The 15496-nt window shown below is 71.1% G+C and carries 18 protein-coding genes; 15 read left to right on the forward strand and 3 right to left on the reverse strand.

Annotation, left to right across the window (positions count from 1 at the left end; all coding sequences use genetic code 11):
• Positions 1–25 precede the first annotated feature (25 nt).
• The 11 genes from P5P86_RS08980 (at position 26) to P5P86_RS09030 (ending at position 9051) form a co-directional block, all read left to right on the forward strand.
• A complete protein-coding gene (locus tag P5P86_RS08980; protein WP_280610974.1) occupies positions 26–2734 on the forward strand; it encodes a bifunctional acetate--CoA ligase family protein/GNAT family N-acetyltransferase in 2709 nt (902 codons plus the stop codon).
• A 33-nt stretch (positions 2735–2767) separates the two neighbouring features.
• Positions 2768–3346: a DUF5998 family protein gene (locus P5P86_RS08985; protein WP_280610975.1), complete on the forward strand. Its 579-nt coding sequence runs from the start codon at positions 2768–2770 to the stop codon at positions 3344–3346.
• A gap of 13 nt (positions 3347–3359) precedes the next feature.
• The gene (locus P5P86_RS08990; protein ID WP_280610976.1) at positions 3360–4487 is read left to right on the forward strand and encodes an alkaline phosphatase family protein; all 1128 of its coding nucleotides are present in this window, start codon (positions 3360–3362) and stop codon (positions 4485–4487) included.
• Between the two features lie 24 nt (positions 4488–4511).
• Positions 4512–5174, forward strand: coding sequence for a thymidine kinase (locus tag P5P86_RS08995; RefSeq protein ID WP_280610977.1), 663 nt, complete (start codon positions 4512–4514; stop codon positions 5172–5174).
• Positions 5175–5250: 76 nt separating this feature from the next.
• On the forward strand, positions 5251–5571 hold the full coding sequence (locus P5P86_RS09000) for a WXG100 family type VII secretion target (RefSeq protein WP_280610978.1): 321 nt from the start codon (positions 5251–5253) through the stop codon (positions 5569–5571).
• A gap of 3 nt (positions 5572–5574) precedes the next feature.
• The gene (locus P5P86_RS09005) at positions 5575–5871 is read left to right on the forward strand and encodes a WXG100 family type VII secretion target (RefSeq protein ID WP_280610979.1); all 297 of its coding nucleotides are present in this window, start codon (positions 5575–5577) and stop codon (positions 5869–5871) included.
• A complete protein-coding gene (locus tag P5P86_RS09010; RefSeq protein ID WP_280610980.1) occupies positions 5871–7244 on the forward strand; it encodes a WXG100-like domain-containing protein in 1374 nt (457 codons plus the stop codon). The genes P5P86_RS09005 and P5P86_RS09010 overlap by 1 nt, the downstream gene beginning before the upstream one ends.
• Positions 7241–7594, forward strand: coding sequence for an immunity protein CdiI family protein (locus P5P86_RS09015; protein WP_280610981.1), 354 nt, complete (start codon positions 7241–7243; stop codon positions 7592–7594). The genes P5P86_RS09010 and P5P86_RS09015 overlap by 4 nt, the downstream gene beginning before the upstream one ends.
• Before the next feature lie 175 nt (positions 7595–7769).
• The gene (locus P5P86_RS09020) at positions 7770–8057 is read left to right on the forward strand and encodes a TNT domain-containing protein (protein ID WP_280610982.1); all 288 of its coding nucleotides are present in this window, start codon (positions 7770–7772) and stop codon (positions 8055–8057) included.
• A gap of 125 nt (positions 8058–8182) precedes the next feature.
• A complete protein-coding gene (locus P5P86_RS09025) occupies positions 8183–8422 on the forward strand; it encodes a hypothetical protein (RefSeq protein ID WP_280610983.1) in 240 nt (79 codons plus the stop codon).
• Positions 8419–9051, forward strand: a complete 633-nt coding sequence (locus P5P86_RS09030; protein ID WP_280610984.1) for a TNT domain-containing protein — start codon at positions 8419–8421, stop codon at positions 9049–9051. Before P5P86_RS09025 ends, P5P86_RS09030 begins: the two co-directional genes overlap by 4 nt.
• A gap of 132 nt (positions 9052–9183) precedes the next feature.
• Here P5P86_RS09030 and sepH read toward each other — a convergent pair whose 3' ends face one another.
• Positions 9184–10236 carry a septation protein SepH gene (gene sepH, locus P5P86_RS09035; protein ID WP_280610985.1) on the reverse strand — a complete coding sequence of 351 codons (1053 nt, stop codon included), beginning with the start codon at positions 10234–10236 and terminating at the stop codon, positions 9184–9186.
• A gap of 97 nt (positions 10237–10333) precedes the next feature.
• Here sepH and P5P86_RS09040 point away from each other — a divergent pair, with 97 nt between their 5' ends.
• Positions 10334–10969 carry a trimeric intracellular cation channel family protein gene (locus P5P86_RS09040; RefSeq protein WP_280610986.1) on the forward strand — a complete coding sequence of 212 codons (636 nt, stop codon included), beginning with the start codon at positions 10334–10336 and terminating at the stop codon, positions 10967–10969.
• A 302-nt stretch (positions 10970–11271) separates the two neighbouring features.
• On the opposite strand, the gene P5P86_RS09045 is transcribed toward P5P86_RS09040, so the two are convergent.
• Entirely contained in the window at positions 11272–12573 is a 1302-nt protein-coding gene (locus P5P86_RS09045) for a D-arabinono-1,4-lactone oxidase (RefSeq protein WP_280610987.1), read from the reverse strand.
• Between the two features lie 38 nt (positions 12574–12611).
• Here P5P86_RS09045 and P5P86_RS09050 point away from each other — a divergent pair, with 38 nt between their 5' ends.
• The 3 genes from P5P86_RS09050 to P5P86_RS09060 all read left to right on the forward strand — a co-directional run bounded on the left by P5P86_RS09050 (position 12612) and on the right by P5P86_RS09060 (position 15042).
• Complete coding sequence (locus P5P86_RS09050) at positions 12612–13709, forward strand: ferrochelatase (protein WP_280610988.1); 1098 nt, start codon at positions 12612–12614, stop codon at positions 13707–13709.
• Entirely contained in the window at positions 13706–14566 is an 861-nt protein-coding gene (locus tag P5P86_RS09055; protein WP_280610989.1) for an inositol monophosphatase family protein, read from the forward strand. Before P5P86_RS09050 ends, P5P86_RS09055 begins: the two co-directional genes overlap by 4 nt.
• Before the next feature lie 185 nt (positions 14567–14751).
• The gene (locus P5P86_RS09060) at positions 14752–15042 is read left to right on the forward strand and encodes a DUF4193 domain-containing protein (protein WP_280610990.1); all 291 of its coding nucleotides are present in this window, start codon (positions 14752–14754) and stop codon (positions 15040–15042) included.
• A gap of 57 nt (positions 15043–15099) precedes the next feature.
• Here the strand turns inward: P5P86_RS09060 and P5P86_RS09065 are convergent, their stop codons facing one another.
• Entirely contained in the window at positions 15100–15408 is a 309-nt protein-coding gene (locus P5P86_RS09065) for a DUF4235 domain-containing protein (protein WP_280610991.1), read from the reverse strand.
• Positions 15409–15496 lie beyond the last annotated feature (88 nt).

Below are 15496 nucleotides of genomic sequence, written 5' to 3' on the forward strand. Positions count from 1 at the left end.
GCCGCGGCCCCGCTAGATTTGCGCTGTGACCTCGCAGGACGCCCCCACCTACCCGGCGCACTGGACCGCCGATGTCCTGCTGCGCGACGGCCGCACCGCCCACATCCGGCCGGTGACTCCCGACGACAAGGAGCTCCTGGTCGAGTTCTACGCCCGGGTCTCGGACGAGTCGAAGTACTACCGGTTCTTCTCACCGATGCCGGTCCTGTCCGAGAAGGACGTGGACCGCTTCACCGAGGTCGACTACGTCGACCGGGTGGCGTTCGTGCTGACCCTGCGCGGCCGGATGATCGCCATCGGCCGCTACGACGTCGTCCGGGCGGGCGAGGCGGAGGTCGCCTTCCTGGTGGAGGATGCCTACCAGGGTCGCGGCATCGGCCAGCTGCTGCTCGAGCACCTGGCGCAGGCGGCCCGGGAGCGCGGGGTGCAGCGGTTCGTGGCCGAGGTGCTGCCCGACAACCACCGGATGATCCAGACCTTCCGCGACGCCGGCTACAAGGTGGCCAGCGGCTACGAGGACGGCGTGATCTCGCTGGAGTTCCCGATCGAGGTCACCGACACCGCCATCGGCGTCCTCGCGGCGCGCGAGCACGAGGCGGAGGCCGCCTCGATCCACCGGTTCTTCAACCCCCGCAGCGTGGCGATCATCGGCGCCTCCCGCCGCCAGGAGACGGTCGGGCAGCTGATCGTGCGCAACCTGGTCACCGGCGACTTCACCGGCCGGGTCTACGTCGTCAACCCGAACACCACGGCGGTCAGCGGGATGCCGGCGTACAAGTCCGTGGCCGAGATCCCCGGCGACGTCGACGTGGCGATCGTGGCGGTGCCGGCCGAGGCGGTGCAGGAGGTCGTCCTCGACTGCGCCGCCAAGGGCGTGCACGGCCTGGTCGTGATCTCCAGCGGCTTCGCCGAGACGGGCGAGGAGGGCCGCCGCCGACAGCGTCGCCTGGTCGGCCTGTCCCGGTCCTACGGCCTGCGCCTGATCGGCCCGAACGCGCTGGGCATCATCAACACCGACCCGCAGGTCTCGATCAACGCCTCGCTCGCCCCCACGATGCCGCCGCGCGGTCGCGCCGGGTTCTTCTGCCAGTCCGGCGCGCTGGGCAGCGCGATCCTGGAGAAGGTCAACAACCGCGGCCTCGGGCTGACCACCTTCGTCTCCGCGGGCAACCGTGCCGACGTCTCGGGCAACGACCTGCTCCAGTACTGGGAGGAGGACGAGTCGACCGAGGTCGTGATGATGTACCTCGAGTCGATCGGCAACCCGCGCAAGTTCTCCCGGATCGCCCGGCGCGTCTCGCTGCGCAAGCCCGTGGTGGCGGTCCGCTCCGGGCGCACCACCCAGGGCGTGCCGATGGGCCAGATGGTGCGCCGGATCGCGGCGCCGCCGCAGGCCGTGGACGCGATGTTCAAGCAGGCGGGCATCATCCAGGTCGACACGCTCGAGGACATGTTCGACGTCGCGCAGCTGCTGGCCCACCAGCCGTTGCCCCGCGGCCGCCGGGTCGCCATCGTCGGCAACTCCGACGCGCTCGGGCTGCTCGCAGCCGATGCCGCCGCCGGAGTCGGCCTCGCCGTCAACAAGCAGGTGGCGCTGCCCGCCGAGCCCTCGCCGGAGGACTTCGAGGACGCCCTCGACTCGGCGATCGACGATCCCGACGTGGACGCCGTGGTCGCCGTCTACATCCCGCCGCTCAACGTCTCCGGCGACGAGGTGGCGAACGTGCTGGCAGCGGTCGGCGAGCAGTCCGACAAGCCCCTGGTCACCTCCTTCCTCGGCGCGGAGGGCGTGCCCGAGCTGCTGCGCGTGCCCGACGTCGCCGGCTCGACGGCCGGCCGGGGCTCGGTGCCGTCCTACTCCAGCGTGGAGAGTGCCGTCCGGGCGCTGGCCAAGGTCGTCGAGTACGCCGTGTGGCTGCGCAACGACGGTCCCGCCGAGTTCGAACAGGCCGACGCCGCCGACATCGTGGCCGCCAGGCGCCTGGTGCAGGACATCCTGCGCCGGCGACCCGCCGGGGGCGAGCTGGAGCGCGAGGAGGTCACCGGGCTGCTGGCGGCGTACGGCGTCGAGCTGTGGCCCTCGCGCGCTGTCGCGACACCGGAGGAGGCGATAGCGGCCGGCGCCGAGTTCGGGTGGGACGTGGTGCTGAAGGCGACGGCCGACCACCTCCGCGAGCGCCCCGACCAGGCCCACGTCGTGCAGCACATCCTCGGCGCCGCCGAGATGAGCGATGCCTGGCGGTTCCTGCTGGAGGCGATCGGCGAGCCCGACCCGGCCCATCGGACCGGCTTCGTCGTGCAGCCCAACGCGCGCCCCGGCGTACCGGTGACGATCCGCACCAGCGAGGACCCGCTCTTCGGTCCGGTCGTCTCCTTCGGCATGGCCGGCCCGCTGTCCGAGCTGGTCGGCGACAGGTCCTACCGGATCCCGCCGCTGACCAAGCGCGACGCCGCTGCGATGGTGCGCGAGGTGAAGGCCGCCCCGCTGCTGTTCGGCTACCGCGGTGCCGACGTGGTCGACGTCGAGGAGGTCGAGCGGCTGGTGCGCCGGGTGGCGCAGCTGCAGAACGACCTGCCGCAGGTCAGCGGCATCGAGCTCGGTCTCGTGCTCGTCGGCCTCGAGGGCGCGGCGGTCCTCACCGCCTCGGCACGGATCGACCCGGTCGACGACCCGCGGTCGGACTGGTTCGTGCGGCGGCTGACGGCCCCGGCCGCCGACACCCTTCCGTCCTAGGGCCGTGTCGGCGACGGGTGAGAGACTGAGGCCATGAGTTTCACAGACGTGGACCAGAGCCGCGAGCTGCGAGCGGAGATCGAGCGCACCGGCTACTACCCCGAGGTGGTCTTCGACGGCGTGCGCACAGCCGTGGCCGGCGAGCAGGTCAGCGCCTACTTCGTCCATCACGAGCCGACCTTCGAGCACGACGAGGTACGGCGCCACCTCAGCGTCCTGGTGCTGACCCCGAGCCGGCTGATCCTCGCCCACACCGACGAGCACGCCGGTGACGACCTGCTGCCCGAGCCCTACACCTCGACCTCGACCGAGGCCGTCGCGCTCTCGGCGGTGAAGTCGGTGGTGGTGACCCGGATGGTCACCAACCCCGCCAAGGGCGCGGGTCGGGCCGCGGAGGCGGTGCTCACCATCGGGTGGGGAGCCGTCGGCCGGCTCGACCTGGAGCCCGCAGGCTGCGCCGACCCCAACTGCGAGGCCGATCACGGCTACACCGGCTCGCTGTCCTCCGACGACTTCTCGCTGCGGGTCTCGGCCGCCGCCGACGGGGTCTCGGCGGTCACCCAGATGCTGGCCTTCGCCGAGTCGCTCTCGGCGCGCACCGGGCGCGCGTGAGCGGGCCCCGCGCGTGAGGCCCGGGCCCGATCCCACGTTCGTCCCCCCGGCGTACGCCGACCGGTCGCTGGGTGACGTGGTGCCGGCGATCGCCGCCGCCCTGGGGTGCGACGGCGTGCCCGCGGGGCTGCATCTGCCGAACGCGCCGGCGTACGTGGTGATGCTCATCGACGGCCTGGGCGCCAGGCTGCTGGAGCGCTACGCGCACGCAGCCCCGTTCCTGTCCTCGCTGCTCGCCCACTCCGAGCCGGGGACCGCGGGTGTGCCGTCCACGACGGTGACCAGCCTGACCTCCTTCGGCACCGGGCTGACCCCGGGCTCGCACGGCCTGGTCGGGTACACCTCGCGCATCCCCGGGACCGACCACCTGCTCAACGCCCTGCAGTGGCGCAAGGACGTCGACCCGCTGGAGTGGCAGCCCAACACCACCGCGTTCCAGCGGCTGGTCGAGGGCGGCGCGAGCGTGACGGTGGTGAACAAGCGCGAGTTCGAGGGGTCGGGGCTGACGGTGGCGGCGCACCGGGGCGCCGAGTTCGTCGGCGCGGACCGGGTCGGCGAGCGGATCGCCGCGGCGGTGGAGGCCTCCCGGCACCGGTGCTCGCTGACCTACCTCTACGACGGCGATCTCGACTGGACCGGCCATCGGCACGGGGTCGCGTCGGCGCCCTGGCTGCAGCAGCTCTCGATGATCGACGCCGAGGCCGAGCAGCTGCGCGACGCCCTGCCGCACAGCACCCGGCTCATGGTGGTGGCCGATCACGGCATGATCGACTCCGCGCCCGAGCGGCGCATCGACGTCGACGAGCGGCTCGAGCTGCGCGACGGGGTGGCGCTGCTGGGCGGCGAGGCCCGGTTCCGCCACCTGTACTGCGCCCGCGGGGCGGTCGGGGACGTGGTCGCCACCTGGCGCGAGGTGCTGGGCGAGCGCGCCGAGGTGATGACCCGCGAGGATGCCATCGCCGAGGGCTGGTTCGGATCCGTCGTGCCCGGCGTACTCCCGCGCCTGGGCGACGTGGTCGTCGCCTCCCGGGGCGACCATGCCGTGGTCTCCACCGTCGACTTCCCCTACGAGAACACCCTGGTGGGCCTGCACGGCTCACTGACGGCCGACGAGATGCTGATCCCGATCCTGATCAGCTGACCCCTCGTGGGAGGATCCTCGGTCGTGGCTTCGCTGACGTTCTTCACCGGCCCGATGGACTCGGGCAAGAGCACCCTCGCCCTGCAGACGAACCACAACCGTGCCGCTCGCGGCCTCGCGGGGCTCATCTTCACCGCGCACGACCGGGCCGGGTCGGCGATGGTCTCCTCCCGCCTGGGGCTGACCCACGACGCCATCGAGGTGGCGCCCGAGTTCGACTTCTGGCGCTTCACGGTGGACGCGCTGACCCACGGCCGGCGGATCGACTACTTCATCTGCGACGAGGCCCAGTTCTACAGCCCTGTGCAGATCGACGCCCTCGCCAAGATCGTCGACGAGCTGCAGATCGACGTCTTCTGCTTCGGCATCCTCACCGACTTCCGCACCCGGCTCTTCCCCGGATCGGCGCGGCTGGTCGAGCTCGCCGACGCCACCCAGGTCCTCCAGGTGGAGGCGCTGTGCTGGTGCGGCAAGCGGGCGACCCACAACGCCCGGGTCGAGGACGGGATCATGGTCACCGAGGGCGAGGTGATCGTGGTGGGCGACACCGAGGAGGCGCCGCCGGCGCTCGACGAGCCGGGCGTCGTCTCCTATGAGGTCCTCTGCCGCCAGCACCACCGGCGCCGGATGACGGCCGGTCGTGCTCGCGCTGTCTCGCTCGGCGCCGAGCCCCTGCCGTTCGACTGAGGGCCGGTCGACTCGCCAGGTTTCGGTGGCGTTCGGGCGCGGTAGAACACGGAGGAACCTCGGGAAGGACCTCCAGATGACGCTGCAAGCCGAGCTCGCCGCCCTCGACCGGGCAAGTCAGCAGATCGGCCAGATCCGTGCGGGTCTGGTCGACGAGCACACCACTTTGAAGACGCAGGTCGACGACCTGCTCGACGCGCGCTGGTCGGGGGAGGCGGCAGAGCAGTTCCGGACGGCCTGGACGCAGTGGTGCCAGGGCATGTCCGACGTCCTGTCCGGGCTGGGGCTGGAGAGCGCCGCGATAGCGGCCACGCGCGCGGAGTTGGCCGGCACCGACCGTGACCGCGCCGACGCGGCGCAGGCACTGCACCAGCGGCTCACGGACCGGCTGGGCTAGGCGATGACAGCGTTCAAGGTCGACCTCGATGAGCTGGACCATGTCGTCAGCAGCCTGGAGACGTTCAGCACAGCGCTCGCCGCCCGGCTCACCGACCTGCAGAGCACTGTCGACGCCTTGCAGCAGGACTGGCTCGGCGAGGCCGCCGAGGCGCAGGCCCTCGCGCAGGCGCGGCTCGCGAAGGGGGGCCGGGAGATCCACGCCGCGGTGCTGGAGCTGCACCAGGCGGCCCGACAGGCGCACGCGTCCTACTCGGCCGCGGTCCGGGCCAACTCCTCGACTTGGAAGCAGTTGCGCTGATGCTGCCGGTGGAGGTCGACAGCACGGGTTACGTTGATGCGGTCGGCCAGTTGGCCGGTGCCAATCGGGCCGTTGTGGACGCGGTCGACTCGCTGACCGATGTTCTCTATGCCAGTGGTGCGATGGCCGGTACCGATACCGGTGGAGAGGAGTGGGCCCGGCAGTACGATCCCGCCGCGGCCCAGCTGGTGCAGGCCGGCTGCTCGATGGGCGATGCGCTGGCGAATATGGCGAATCTGCTCAATGGCTCGTTGGCCAACCATGAGGGTGCCGAGCATGCCGCGTTGATGTATCCCGGGATGCCGGCTGCGGCCAGTGGCGACACCGATCCTGCGCATGGCACCGAGAGTCTCAGTGCGCCGGCGCCGCCCTCCGCGGCGGGTGGCACCGGTGACCAGCCGGGTTGGTGGCACTGGATCGCCGGCCATGTGGGTGGTCTGCTGTGGCCTGATGCCGATACCGGGAAGCTGCGCGGTGCGGGTGCGGCCTGGGTGAAGGCTGGAGCGTCGATCACTGATCAGCAGTATGCGGTCGATGCTGCCGACGGTGCGCTGTATGCCATTGTCTCGCCGGAGATGGATGACGTGCATGGTGCGTGCCGGGAGATTTCGGGGCATCTGGGGACGTTGGGTGGGGCCTGTGCGGCGGTCGGGAAGGCGTGTGACGACTATGCGCGGCACGTTGATGACAAGCACAAGGAGATCGAGGATGAGCTGAGGAGCTTCATCGAGTGGACGATCGGGATCGAGGCTGCTGGTGGGCTGTTGTCGGTTGTCACGGTCGGGATCTCGGAGGCGGCCGCTCAGGCGGCCGAGGGTGCTGAGGTGGCCAATGCCGCGTCCAAGGTCATCCGCATTCTCAATGAGCTGATCGAGCTGGCTCGCACCGTGAAGACGGCGATCGAGACGGCGATCAAGTCGATCGGTGAGGTGGTGCTCAAGCTCGGGAAGTTCGTCAACGCCAAGCTGGTCACGGCCCTGGAGAAGGCCGGGGTGGGCGTCGCGCGAGGGGAGCGGCCGGCAGCACTGCTGGCGGAACTCGACCGCGAGGGAGTGAAGTTCAGTCGCGACGACGTGATGATGGTCTTCCGAGACTCCGACGGGCGGATCGTGTTTCTTGAGAAGGGCAACGCGAATGCCGGCTTCGAGCACATCCTTGGCGAACATGCGGACGACTTCGTCAAGGCGGGCATACCCAAGAGTGAGATTCAGTCGGTGATCAAGCAGGCACTCACCGACGGAAATGTCGTCGGAACGCAGGGGCGCGGGCGGCTGATCTATGAGGTCACGGTCGACGGCGAGGTGCGACACGTCGCCATCACCGTCGGCAAGAATGGCTATATCGTCGGGGCGAATCCAAGGAGCGTGAAGTGACCGACCCTCAGATCCGGATCGCGGCGGAGTGGCAGTGCTGGCCGACATGGACCACGGATCTGGCAGGAACCCTCGACAACCCGGATCCGCACGACCTCGTCGATTCGGCGCTTGCCGATGAGCTGGTTGCGTGGGCCGACGAGTTCGATGCGATCTTCGATCCCCAAGATCCGGGTCAAGCATCGTTCGGCTCGGAGGAGGCGGAGCACGACTTCGCGGCTCGAGGTCGAGCGCTGAGCCAGCAAGTGGCGGATCAGCTCGGAAGGGAAGTCACCTATCGATACCGAGGCGACGTGGTCCTTTCGCCGGGCGGGCGCCCGGCCGATCCCGGCCGTTCAGCCAAGGGATGAGCACGCGCTGGGCGGCCAGCAGTCCCTACGCACGAGGTGCAGGCCGCGATGGGTGACACCGGGCTGTCGTTGCTCGCGGCGCTCGGGGTGCTCAGCGGGCTGACGCAGCGGCGGTGCGGGCGGTTGGAAGTATCCGCCGGAGGATGGCTTCCAGATCGGCCCTGATGGTGCACCGATGCTGGAGCCCAACACGCTGAGCCCCGGTGACACGATCGACCGGTTCGGCGAGCCGCGCGGAAGATACGCTTCACCCGATGCGACGCCGTACGACGAGCGTGCCATCCCGCCGGACAGCGCGGGCCAGCCCTACCACCAGTACCGTGTGGAGAAACCGTTGCCCCCCGACGTCACCCAAGGCGAGATCGCGCCGTGGTTCGAGCAGCCCGGCGGTGGCGTCCAGTACAAGTTCGACAAACCGGTCCAGTGGTACGTCGACCACGGATCCCTGAAGGTGGTCAGATGAGCGAGCTTTCAGCGATCCGGACGGTCGAGGACCTCAAGGATGCGCTCGCCCGGTCTCATCGCCCTCCTGAGAACGTCGGGCGATTCGGTGACCCGGGCCTTTCCCACGCCGAAGGATCCAGCGCCGTGCGGACGCTCCCGGACGGCCGCGCGGAGATCGTGACCTTCGGCCGTGGGGACAACGACGACTACGTCGAGGCGTTCGCCAGCGAGCTGGCGGCGGTGCAGGAGCTGGCACGCGTCCTGCTCTCGCCGGCGCCACCCGCGCGCACCGCCGGTGAGGATCGCCGGGACGGCCAGCGGATGCAGCACGTCGCGCAGGACGTCCTGGCTCGGTTGCGCAGCCGGCACGGAGGATCGCAGTGACCGCGCGCCAGCAGGAGGAGTTCGGCAAGCGGCTCCGGGCGGGCGGCGTTCCCGGAACGTCCGCGATTCTGACGCGCCCTCCGACCCCGGGCACGCCGCCGCCGCCCGAGGGCGTCTGGGTCGTGGTCCCCTACGGGGACGCCTTCGTGGTCGGCGCGGTGGCTCGTGGACGGTTCGCCCCCTACGGCAGCGCAGCAGACCTCGACGCCGCCGCGGCGATCGTCACCAGACTCGTCCTGACGCGGCCGCGGACCGTGCCTTCGGCGGAGGTCGAGGCGCTGGAGCGCCGCGGCGAGGTCGCCGCCGCGGCGATCAAGCAGCGCACGCGGGCCCGTGAAGGGGCGGCCGGTCCGGCGGCTGGCGCCGCCGGTGAGGCCCTCGACACCTTCGGCGCCGCGACGACCCACCATCTCTACGCCTTGGGCACGCCGTTCGCCGAGCGTTCGCAGCCACCGACCGACGTGGATGCTCCCTACCATCGCTATCTGGTGCTCTCGCAGCTCCCCGAGGCGCAGGAGGGAGTCGCCGCCCCATGGTTCGCCCAGCCGGGTGGCGGCGCGATGGTCGTGTTGGGCCGACCGATCCGTTGGTACCTCGACCAGGGACACCTGGTCGAGGTCGTCGACTGAGGTCGCAACGAGCCACTGTCAGTCGGCTCCACGGGGGAGTTGGGGTAGTCCGGGGCGCAAATCAGGCCTGCGAGCCGGAAACCCCTGATTTCCGCCCCGGACTACCCCGACCGTCGCCTCGACCGCCCCGTCCTACTTGGAGGGCCCGCCGCCGAACATGATCTCGTCCCAGCTCGGGACCGACGCGCGGCCCTTGCGCTTCGTACGCCGCACCGGCGCCTCGGGTGCCTGCTCCGCAGTCACCTCGGCCTCGGGCTGCTCCGGCGCTGCCTCGGCGACAGGCTCGTCGGCCTCGCGGGTCGCCGGCTCGGGGGTCGCGGGAGCGTCGAACAGGTAGGCCTCGGCCGGCATGTCGATCAGCGGTGTCTCGATGGTCTGCTCGGTCGCACTGACCTGCTCGGCCTCGTCGACCTCCTCGACCTCCTCGACATGGGTCGTGGGCGCAGCCTCCGCCGTCGGCTCGGCCGGAGCCGGCTGCAGCCTCCTCAGCCGGGCCGCCTCGAGGTCGTCGCGGACCACCGTCGCCGGCTCCTCGGCGATCTGCTCGCCGACCAGCCAGCGGGCGTCGTCGTTGTCGAGGGAGACGTAGTTGCCGGGGATGTCGAAGGTGAGCTCGGCGGTGCCTGCGCGGAAGGGCAGGTCGTAGGAGCCGATCAGCTTCCACCGCCCGTCGTGGCGGCGGTAGGAGTCCCACGCGACGGCGCTGGCGATCGCGTCCGGCTCCAGCTCGAAGCCACGCAGGTGGGTGGCGACAGCATCGCCGAGCGTGCGTACGGCGGAGGCCTCGCCGGGCCGGCGGCGTACGGACGCCTTCTGTGCCCGCTCGGCGGTGTGCTCGCGCTCGGCGAGCACCGGCGCCGCGAAGGGCATGATCTTCTCGACCGTGCTGCGCGCCGCTTCGGCGACCTGCTCCGGGCTCTCTCCCGCGCGGATCCGAGCCTGGATGTCGCGGGGGCGCAAGGCGCTTTCCATCGGGACCTCCGTTCGGCGGGACTGCTCCTGGGGTGCGGCGGGACGCAGCCTCGGGTCGAGCTCGAGGGTGAACTCGCGCCCCTGCTCGTCGACCAGGATGGCGCGCCGCCCGTCGCGGGTGACCGAAGCCAGCGTGACAGCGACCGGACGCGTGTCAGCGTCCTGCTCCGGCTGGTGTGCCGGAGCCGTCAGGGGCAGTTCTTCGGCCGACATGATGCCCGTCAGCCTACGGCACCGGCGACGGCGATCCGACGTGGCACACCGGCGTGCCTGCGCCTTTCTCCTCACGCCGTGCTGGAACCATGTCGCCGTGGCAACCGAGCACTCCACCACCCTCGTCGTCCTCGATCTGCTGGGCATCTTCGTCTTCGGTATCTCCGGCGCTCTGGTGGCGGTGCGCAAGGAGCTCGACGTCTTCGGCGTGACGGTCCTGGCCGCGTGCACCGGGCTGGGTGGCGGCTTCATCCGCGACGTGCTCATCGGCGCCACGCCGCCCGCCGCGCTGAACGACTGGCGCTACCTGCTGGCACCGGTCGCGGCCGGCCTGCTGACGTTCTGGTTCCATCCCACGCTCGGCCGGATGGAGCGCTCGATGCTGGTCGTCGACGCCCTCGGGCTGGCCCTGTTCGCGCCGGCCGGTGCGCTGAAGGCGGTCGACTTCGGCCTCGGGTTCCTGCCGGCCACGCTGCTCGGCATGGTCACCGGCATCGGCGGCGGCATCCTGCGCGACGTCCTGGCCGGACGGGTGCCGCTGGTGCTCAAGCCGGGCATCCTCTACGCCATCCCGGCGCTGGCCGGCTCGGCGGTGGCGGTGCTCGGCCTGCGGCTCGGGCTGCACGACGCCGCACCGACGGCGGTGGGCGCGCTCGTGGTGGCGGTGTGGCGGATCCTGGCGATCTGGCGCAACTGGCAGGCGCCGATGCCGCAGGGGCCGGCCTCGGTCTAGCGCCGCCGGCCCGCGGCGGGCTACCCCCGCGGGCGGTGCTGGCGGTTGCCGTCGTCCACCCGCATCAGGATCCCCGAGATCAGGTTGCCGAACAGCGGCGTGCACACCGCGAGGCCGGTGTGGCGATAGCGCTCGATCCCTTGTGGATGTCGATCGTCGTCAGGCCGAGGCTGGCGAGGAGGATGCCCATCACGCCCGGTCGATGATCGCGGCGGCCCGGTACGGCCCGGTGCGGCCCGCTCGTGACGGAGCCGTCGCCGGGGGTGCGGACCGGTGGGCCGGATCGTGGAGACCGCCCCGTCTCAGTCGCCCAGCACCCGCCGCAGGTAGTCGTTGGCGAAGACCCGGTCCGGGTCCAGCCGGTCGCGCAGGGCGAGGAAGTCCGCGAAGCGCGGGTAGAGCGGGGCGAGGTCGTCGGCGCCGCGGGTGTGCACCTTGCCCCAATGCGGCCGGCCGCCCGCCGCCTTGAGGATCGGCTCGACGAGCGCGAAGTACGCGCGGTGCTCGGCGGCCTTGTGGGTGTGGAAGGCCAGGTAGAACGAGTCGCGCCCGTAGGCGGTCGACAGCGGTACGTCGTCGGCGGGTGCGACCCGGAGCTCCACCGGGAACGAGATCCGCTCCCGGGAGGCGTCGATGACGCGCCGACACTCGGCCAGCACCTCGAGCCCGTCGGCGCGTGGAACGGCGTACTCCATCTCGCGGAAGACGACGCGACGCTCGGTGGTGAAGACCCGGTGCGCGATGTCGGAGTAGGTGCGGGCCGAGAGCAGGGAGGCGTTGATCCGGTTCATCCGCGGGATCAGGCCGGGGGCGAGGTTGGCGGCCGCCGTCACCGCCCCGAACGCGGTGTTCTGCAGGAAGTCGTCCTCGAACCAGGCCCTGGCGCGGGGGAGCGGCTCGATCTCGGCCAGCGAGGCCAGCCGGCTGTTGCGCTTGGTGAGCAGCCGGTCGGTGTGCGGGAACCAGTAGGCGTCGACGTGGTGGGCGCTCGCGGTCATGTCCTCGAACGAGGCGCGGAACTGCGTCCACGACATCGGCTGCTCGCGGGCCTCCAGCGCGAACAGCGGCTCGACCCGGAACGTCACGTCGACGAGGACGCCGAGGGCGCCGAGACCGACCCGCGCCAGGTCGAAGACCTCGGCGTTCTCCTCCGCGCTGCACCGCAGCACCTCGCCGGTGCCGCTGACCAGCGTGAACCCGGCCATCTGGGCCGCCAGGCCGGCAGCGTGGCCCCCGGTGCCGTGCGTCCCGGTCGAGACGGCGCCGGCGAGCGTCTGCTCGGCGATGTCGCCCATGTTGTGCAGCGAGAGGCCCAGGTGCTCCAGGGCCGCGTTGAATGCCTTGAGCTGCATCCCGGCGCGAGCGGTGACCGTCAGCGCGTCCCGGTCGACGGCCAGGATGCCGCTCATCCCGCCGGGCAGCAGGTGCACCCCGCGGCCCGGAGAGGCGATGGCGGTGAAGCTGTGCCCGGTGCCGGCTGCCTTCACCGTCCGACCGCCGGTGCGAGCCGCGACGACCTCGGCCACCACCTCCTCGACAGTCGTAGGCGTGACCACGCGGGACGGCGCGGCGTGCTCGAGTCCTGACCAGTTGCTCCAGCCCATGTGCGGCAGGCTAGCGGTTGGCAAATACGATGGGCGGCATGGACGTCTCGCCGTACGACGCGCTGCTCTTCCTCTCCTTCGGTGGACCCGAGAAACCGGAGGACGTGGTGCCCTTCCTGGAGAACGTCACCCGCGGCCGGGGCATCCCACGCGAGCGGCTCGAGGAGGTCGGCCAGCACTACTACCTCTTCGGCGGCCGCTCGCCGATCAACGACCAGAACCGAGGCTTCCTCGACGCGCTGCGCGCCGATCTCGCCGAGCACGGGCTCGACCTCCCGGTCTACTGGGGCAACCGCAACTGGGACCCCTATCTGACCGACACGATGGCGCGGATGAAGGCGGACGGCATCCGGCGGGCGGCTGTCTTCACCACCAGCGCCTACTCGTCCTACTCCTCGTGCCGGCAGTACCGGGAGAACCTGTTCGAGGCCTGGGACGGCGTCGGGCGCGGCGTCGAGCTGGACAAGCTGCGGCACTACTTCAACCACCCCGGCTTCACCGAGCCGGTCGTCGACGGTGTCCTCGAGGCGCTGCAGCAGCTTCCCGAACCGGTGCGCGACAGCGCCCGGATCGTCTTCGTCACCCACTCGATCCCGACGGCGATGAACGACGCGTCCGGTCCGCCGGCCCAGGGCGGAGGGGCGTACGTCGCCCAGCACCTCGACGTGGCGCAGGTCGTCATCGACCGGGTCCATGCGGAGACCGGCGTGGCCCACGAGCACGAGCTCGCCTTCTGCTCGCGCTCCGGTGCCCCGCACATCCCGTGGCTCGAGCCCGACATCAACGACCGGCTCGAGGAGCTCGTCGCCGAGGGCGTGCCCGCCGTCGTGATGTGCCCGGTCGGCTTCGTCTCCGACCACATGGAGGTGGTCTACGACCTCGACACCGAGGCGCTGGCCACCTGCGAGCGGCTCGGCCTGCCCGCGGCGCGCAGCGCAACCGCCGGGAACGACCCGCGCTTCGTCGCCGCGGTGCGTGACCTGCTCCTCGAGCGGGCGGCGGTGGAGCGCGGCGAGGCTGTCGCCCGCACGGCGGTCGGCGAGATCGGGGCGCTGTGGGACCGCTGCCCGGTGGGGTGCTGCGCCAATCTCCGTGCGGAGAAGCCGGCCCTGACCGGGGTCGGAGACCCGGCGTGAGCACGCCTTCGGCCTCTCCTTCGGCCACCGAGCTGCTCGCGCTCGCCCAGGAGGCCGCCCGCGCGGCGGCCGATCTGGTCCGCGAGCGCGCCGCGCGCACGGTCGAGGTGGCAGCGACCAAGTCCACCGACACCGACGTCGTCACCGAGGCCGATCGCGCCAGCGAGGACCTGATCCGCCGGATCGTGGCCGCGAAGCGACCCGACGACGCATTCCTGGGCGAGGAGGGCGGCCAGAGTGACGGCCAGAGTGACGGCCAGAGTGAGGGCCAGACCGAGGGCCGCTCGGGCGTGCGCTGGATCGTCGACCCCATCGACGGCACGGTGAACTTCCTCTACGGCATCGCGCGCTACGCCGTCTCGGTGGCGGCCGAACGCGACGGCGAGGTCGTCGCCGGGGTGGTCATCGACGTGCCGCACGGGATCGAGTTCACCGGCTACCGCGCCGCGGACGGCGCGATCGTCTCACGCCGCGAAGGCAAGCAGATCCAGGTCGCCGCGCCGGCTCCGCTCGGCAAGCGCCTGGTCGCCACCGGGTTCGGGTACGACGCGGCCCTGCGCCGCCTCCAGGCGCAGTGCCTGGTGAGGCTGCTGCCGCAGGTGCGCGACATCCGGCGCGCCGGCTCCTGCGCCCTCGACGTCTGCGACGTGGCGCAGGGCACCTTCGACGGCTACCTGGAGGAGGGCGTCCATGTGTGGGATCATGCTGCTGCGGGTCTCATCGCGCAGGGTGCCGGTGCCCGGGTCGAGGTGGCCACCGGACTGGGTGGGGGGCGACTGCTGCTGGTCGCCCCCGAGCACGGGTTCGACGAGCTGCGCACCGCCGCCCTGGGGGCGGGCTACTTCGCCGAGGCGTGAGAGCGGGTGAATCCTTTGCGATGAGCCGGGGAATAGGCGTGCGTCACCAGATGTTCACGCGTCGATCCCGGTACCAGCGTGCACGGACCGGCACCGATAGGGCACAATCACGGCCCGACCGGGGGCCGATGGGGACAGCTGGTCGGGCAGACGATGCTCTGTAGGACCAAGAAGGGGAGTGACGCATGGCGACGGACTACGACGCACCGCGGAAGAACGAGGAAGAGCAGTCCGAGGAGAGCATCGAAGAGCTCAAGGCGCGCCGTCACGACAAGAACTCCGGCAAGGTCGACGAGGACGAGGCGGAGGCCGCTGAGTCCTTCGAGCTCCCCGGCGCGGACCTGTCGCACGAGGAGCTTGCCGTCGAGGTCAAGCCGAAGCAGGACGACGAGTTCACCTGCATGAGCTGCTTCCTGGTGCACCACCGCAGCCAGCTCGCAGACGCGAAGCGGATGATCTGCAAGGACTGTGCCTGAACCACAGCGAATCACGAAGGGCCCCACCTCGGTGGGGCCCTTCGTCGTTCGTGACGCTCAGCGACCGTCCTTGGCGAGCTGCGGGGGCAGCTGGCCGGTCGACTTCACGTAGTAGCGCGCGGCCCGACGCTGCGCGAACATCCTGACCAGTGCCACCGTCGCGCCGGTGAGCGCCGACCAGGCGACGGCCTCCCACAGCTCGACGTCCGGGTCGGCGGGATTCGCCGGCGGGTTGCGCTTGGTGCTCGTCTTCCAGAACTTGTTGAGCGCGATGTTGGCGCCTCGCGCGGCGACCAGGCCGGAGATCAGCGCCATCGCCGACCAGGCCTTGGAGTTCGACCCGCCTGCCGACTTCTTCTTCGCCATGACCTCACCCTAGGGCATCGCCCGTCGGCGTTCCGCGCGGACGGCCGACACCCGCCGCGCTGCGGCGACGATTAGGCTGCTCCTCAGA

It is taken from the genome of Nocardioides sp. BP30 (assembly GCF_029873215.1).
In the GTDB taxonomy this organism is placed as follows: Bacteria; Actinomycetota; Actinomycetes; order Propionibacteriales; family Nocardioidaceae; genus Nocardioides.

Excerpts from the sequence above, each read along its gene's own strand:
- P5P86_RS09060 (WP_280610990.1), top strand. The coding sequence starts at position 14,752 with ATGGCGACGGACTACGACGCACCGCGGAAGAACGAGGAAGAGCAGTCC.
- P5P86_RS09000 (WP_280610978.1), top strand. The coding sequence starts at position 5,251 with ATGACGCTGCAAGCCGAGCTCGCCGCCCTCGACCGGGCAAGTCAGCAG.
- P5P86_RS09020 (WP_280610982.1), top strand. The coding sequence starts at position 7,770 with ATGCTGGAGCCCAACACGCTGAGCCCCGGTGACACGATCGACCGGTTC.
- sepH (WP_280610985.1), bottom strand. The coding sequence starts at position 10,236 with ATGTCGGCCGAAGAACTGCCCCTGACGGCTCCGGCACACCAGCCGGAG.
- P5P86_RS09045 (WP_280610987.1), bottom strand. The coding sequence starts at position 12,573 with ATGGGCTGGAGCAACTGGTCAGGACTCGAGCACGCCGCGCCGTCCCGC.
- P5P86_RS09050 (WP_280610988.1), top strand. The coding sequence starts at position 12,612 with ATGGACGTCTCGCCGTACGACGCGCTGCTCTTCCTCTCCTTCGGTGGA.
- P5P86_RS09065 (WP_280610991.1), bottom strand. The coding sequence starts at position 15,408 with ATGGCGAAGAAGAAGTCGGCAGGCGGGTCGAACTCCAAGGCCTGGTCG.
- P5P86_RS09010 (WP_280610980.1), top strand. The coding sequence starts at position 5,871 with ATGCTGCCGGTGGAGGTCGACAGCACGGGTTACGTTGATGCGGTCGGC.
- P5P86_RS09005 (WP_280610979.1), top strand. The coding sequence starts at position 5,575 with ATGACAGCGTTCAAGGTCGACCTCGATGAGCTGGACCATGTCGTCAGC.
- P5P86_RS08985 (WP_280610975.1), top strand. The coding sequence starts at position 2,768 with ATGAGTTTCACAGACGTGGACCAGAGCCGCGAGCTGCGAGCGGAGATC.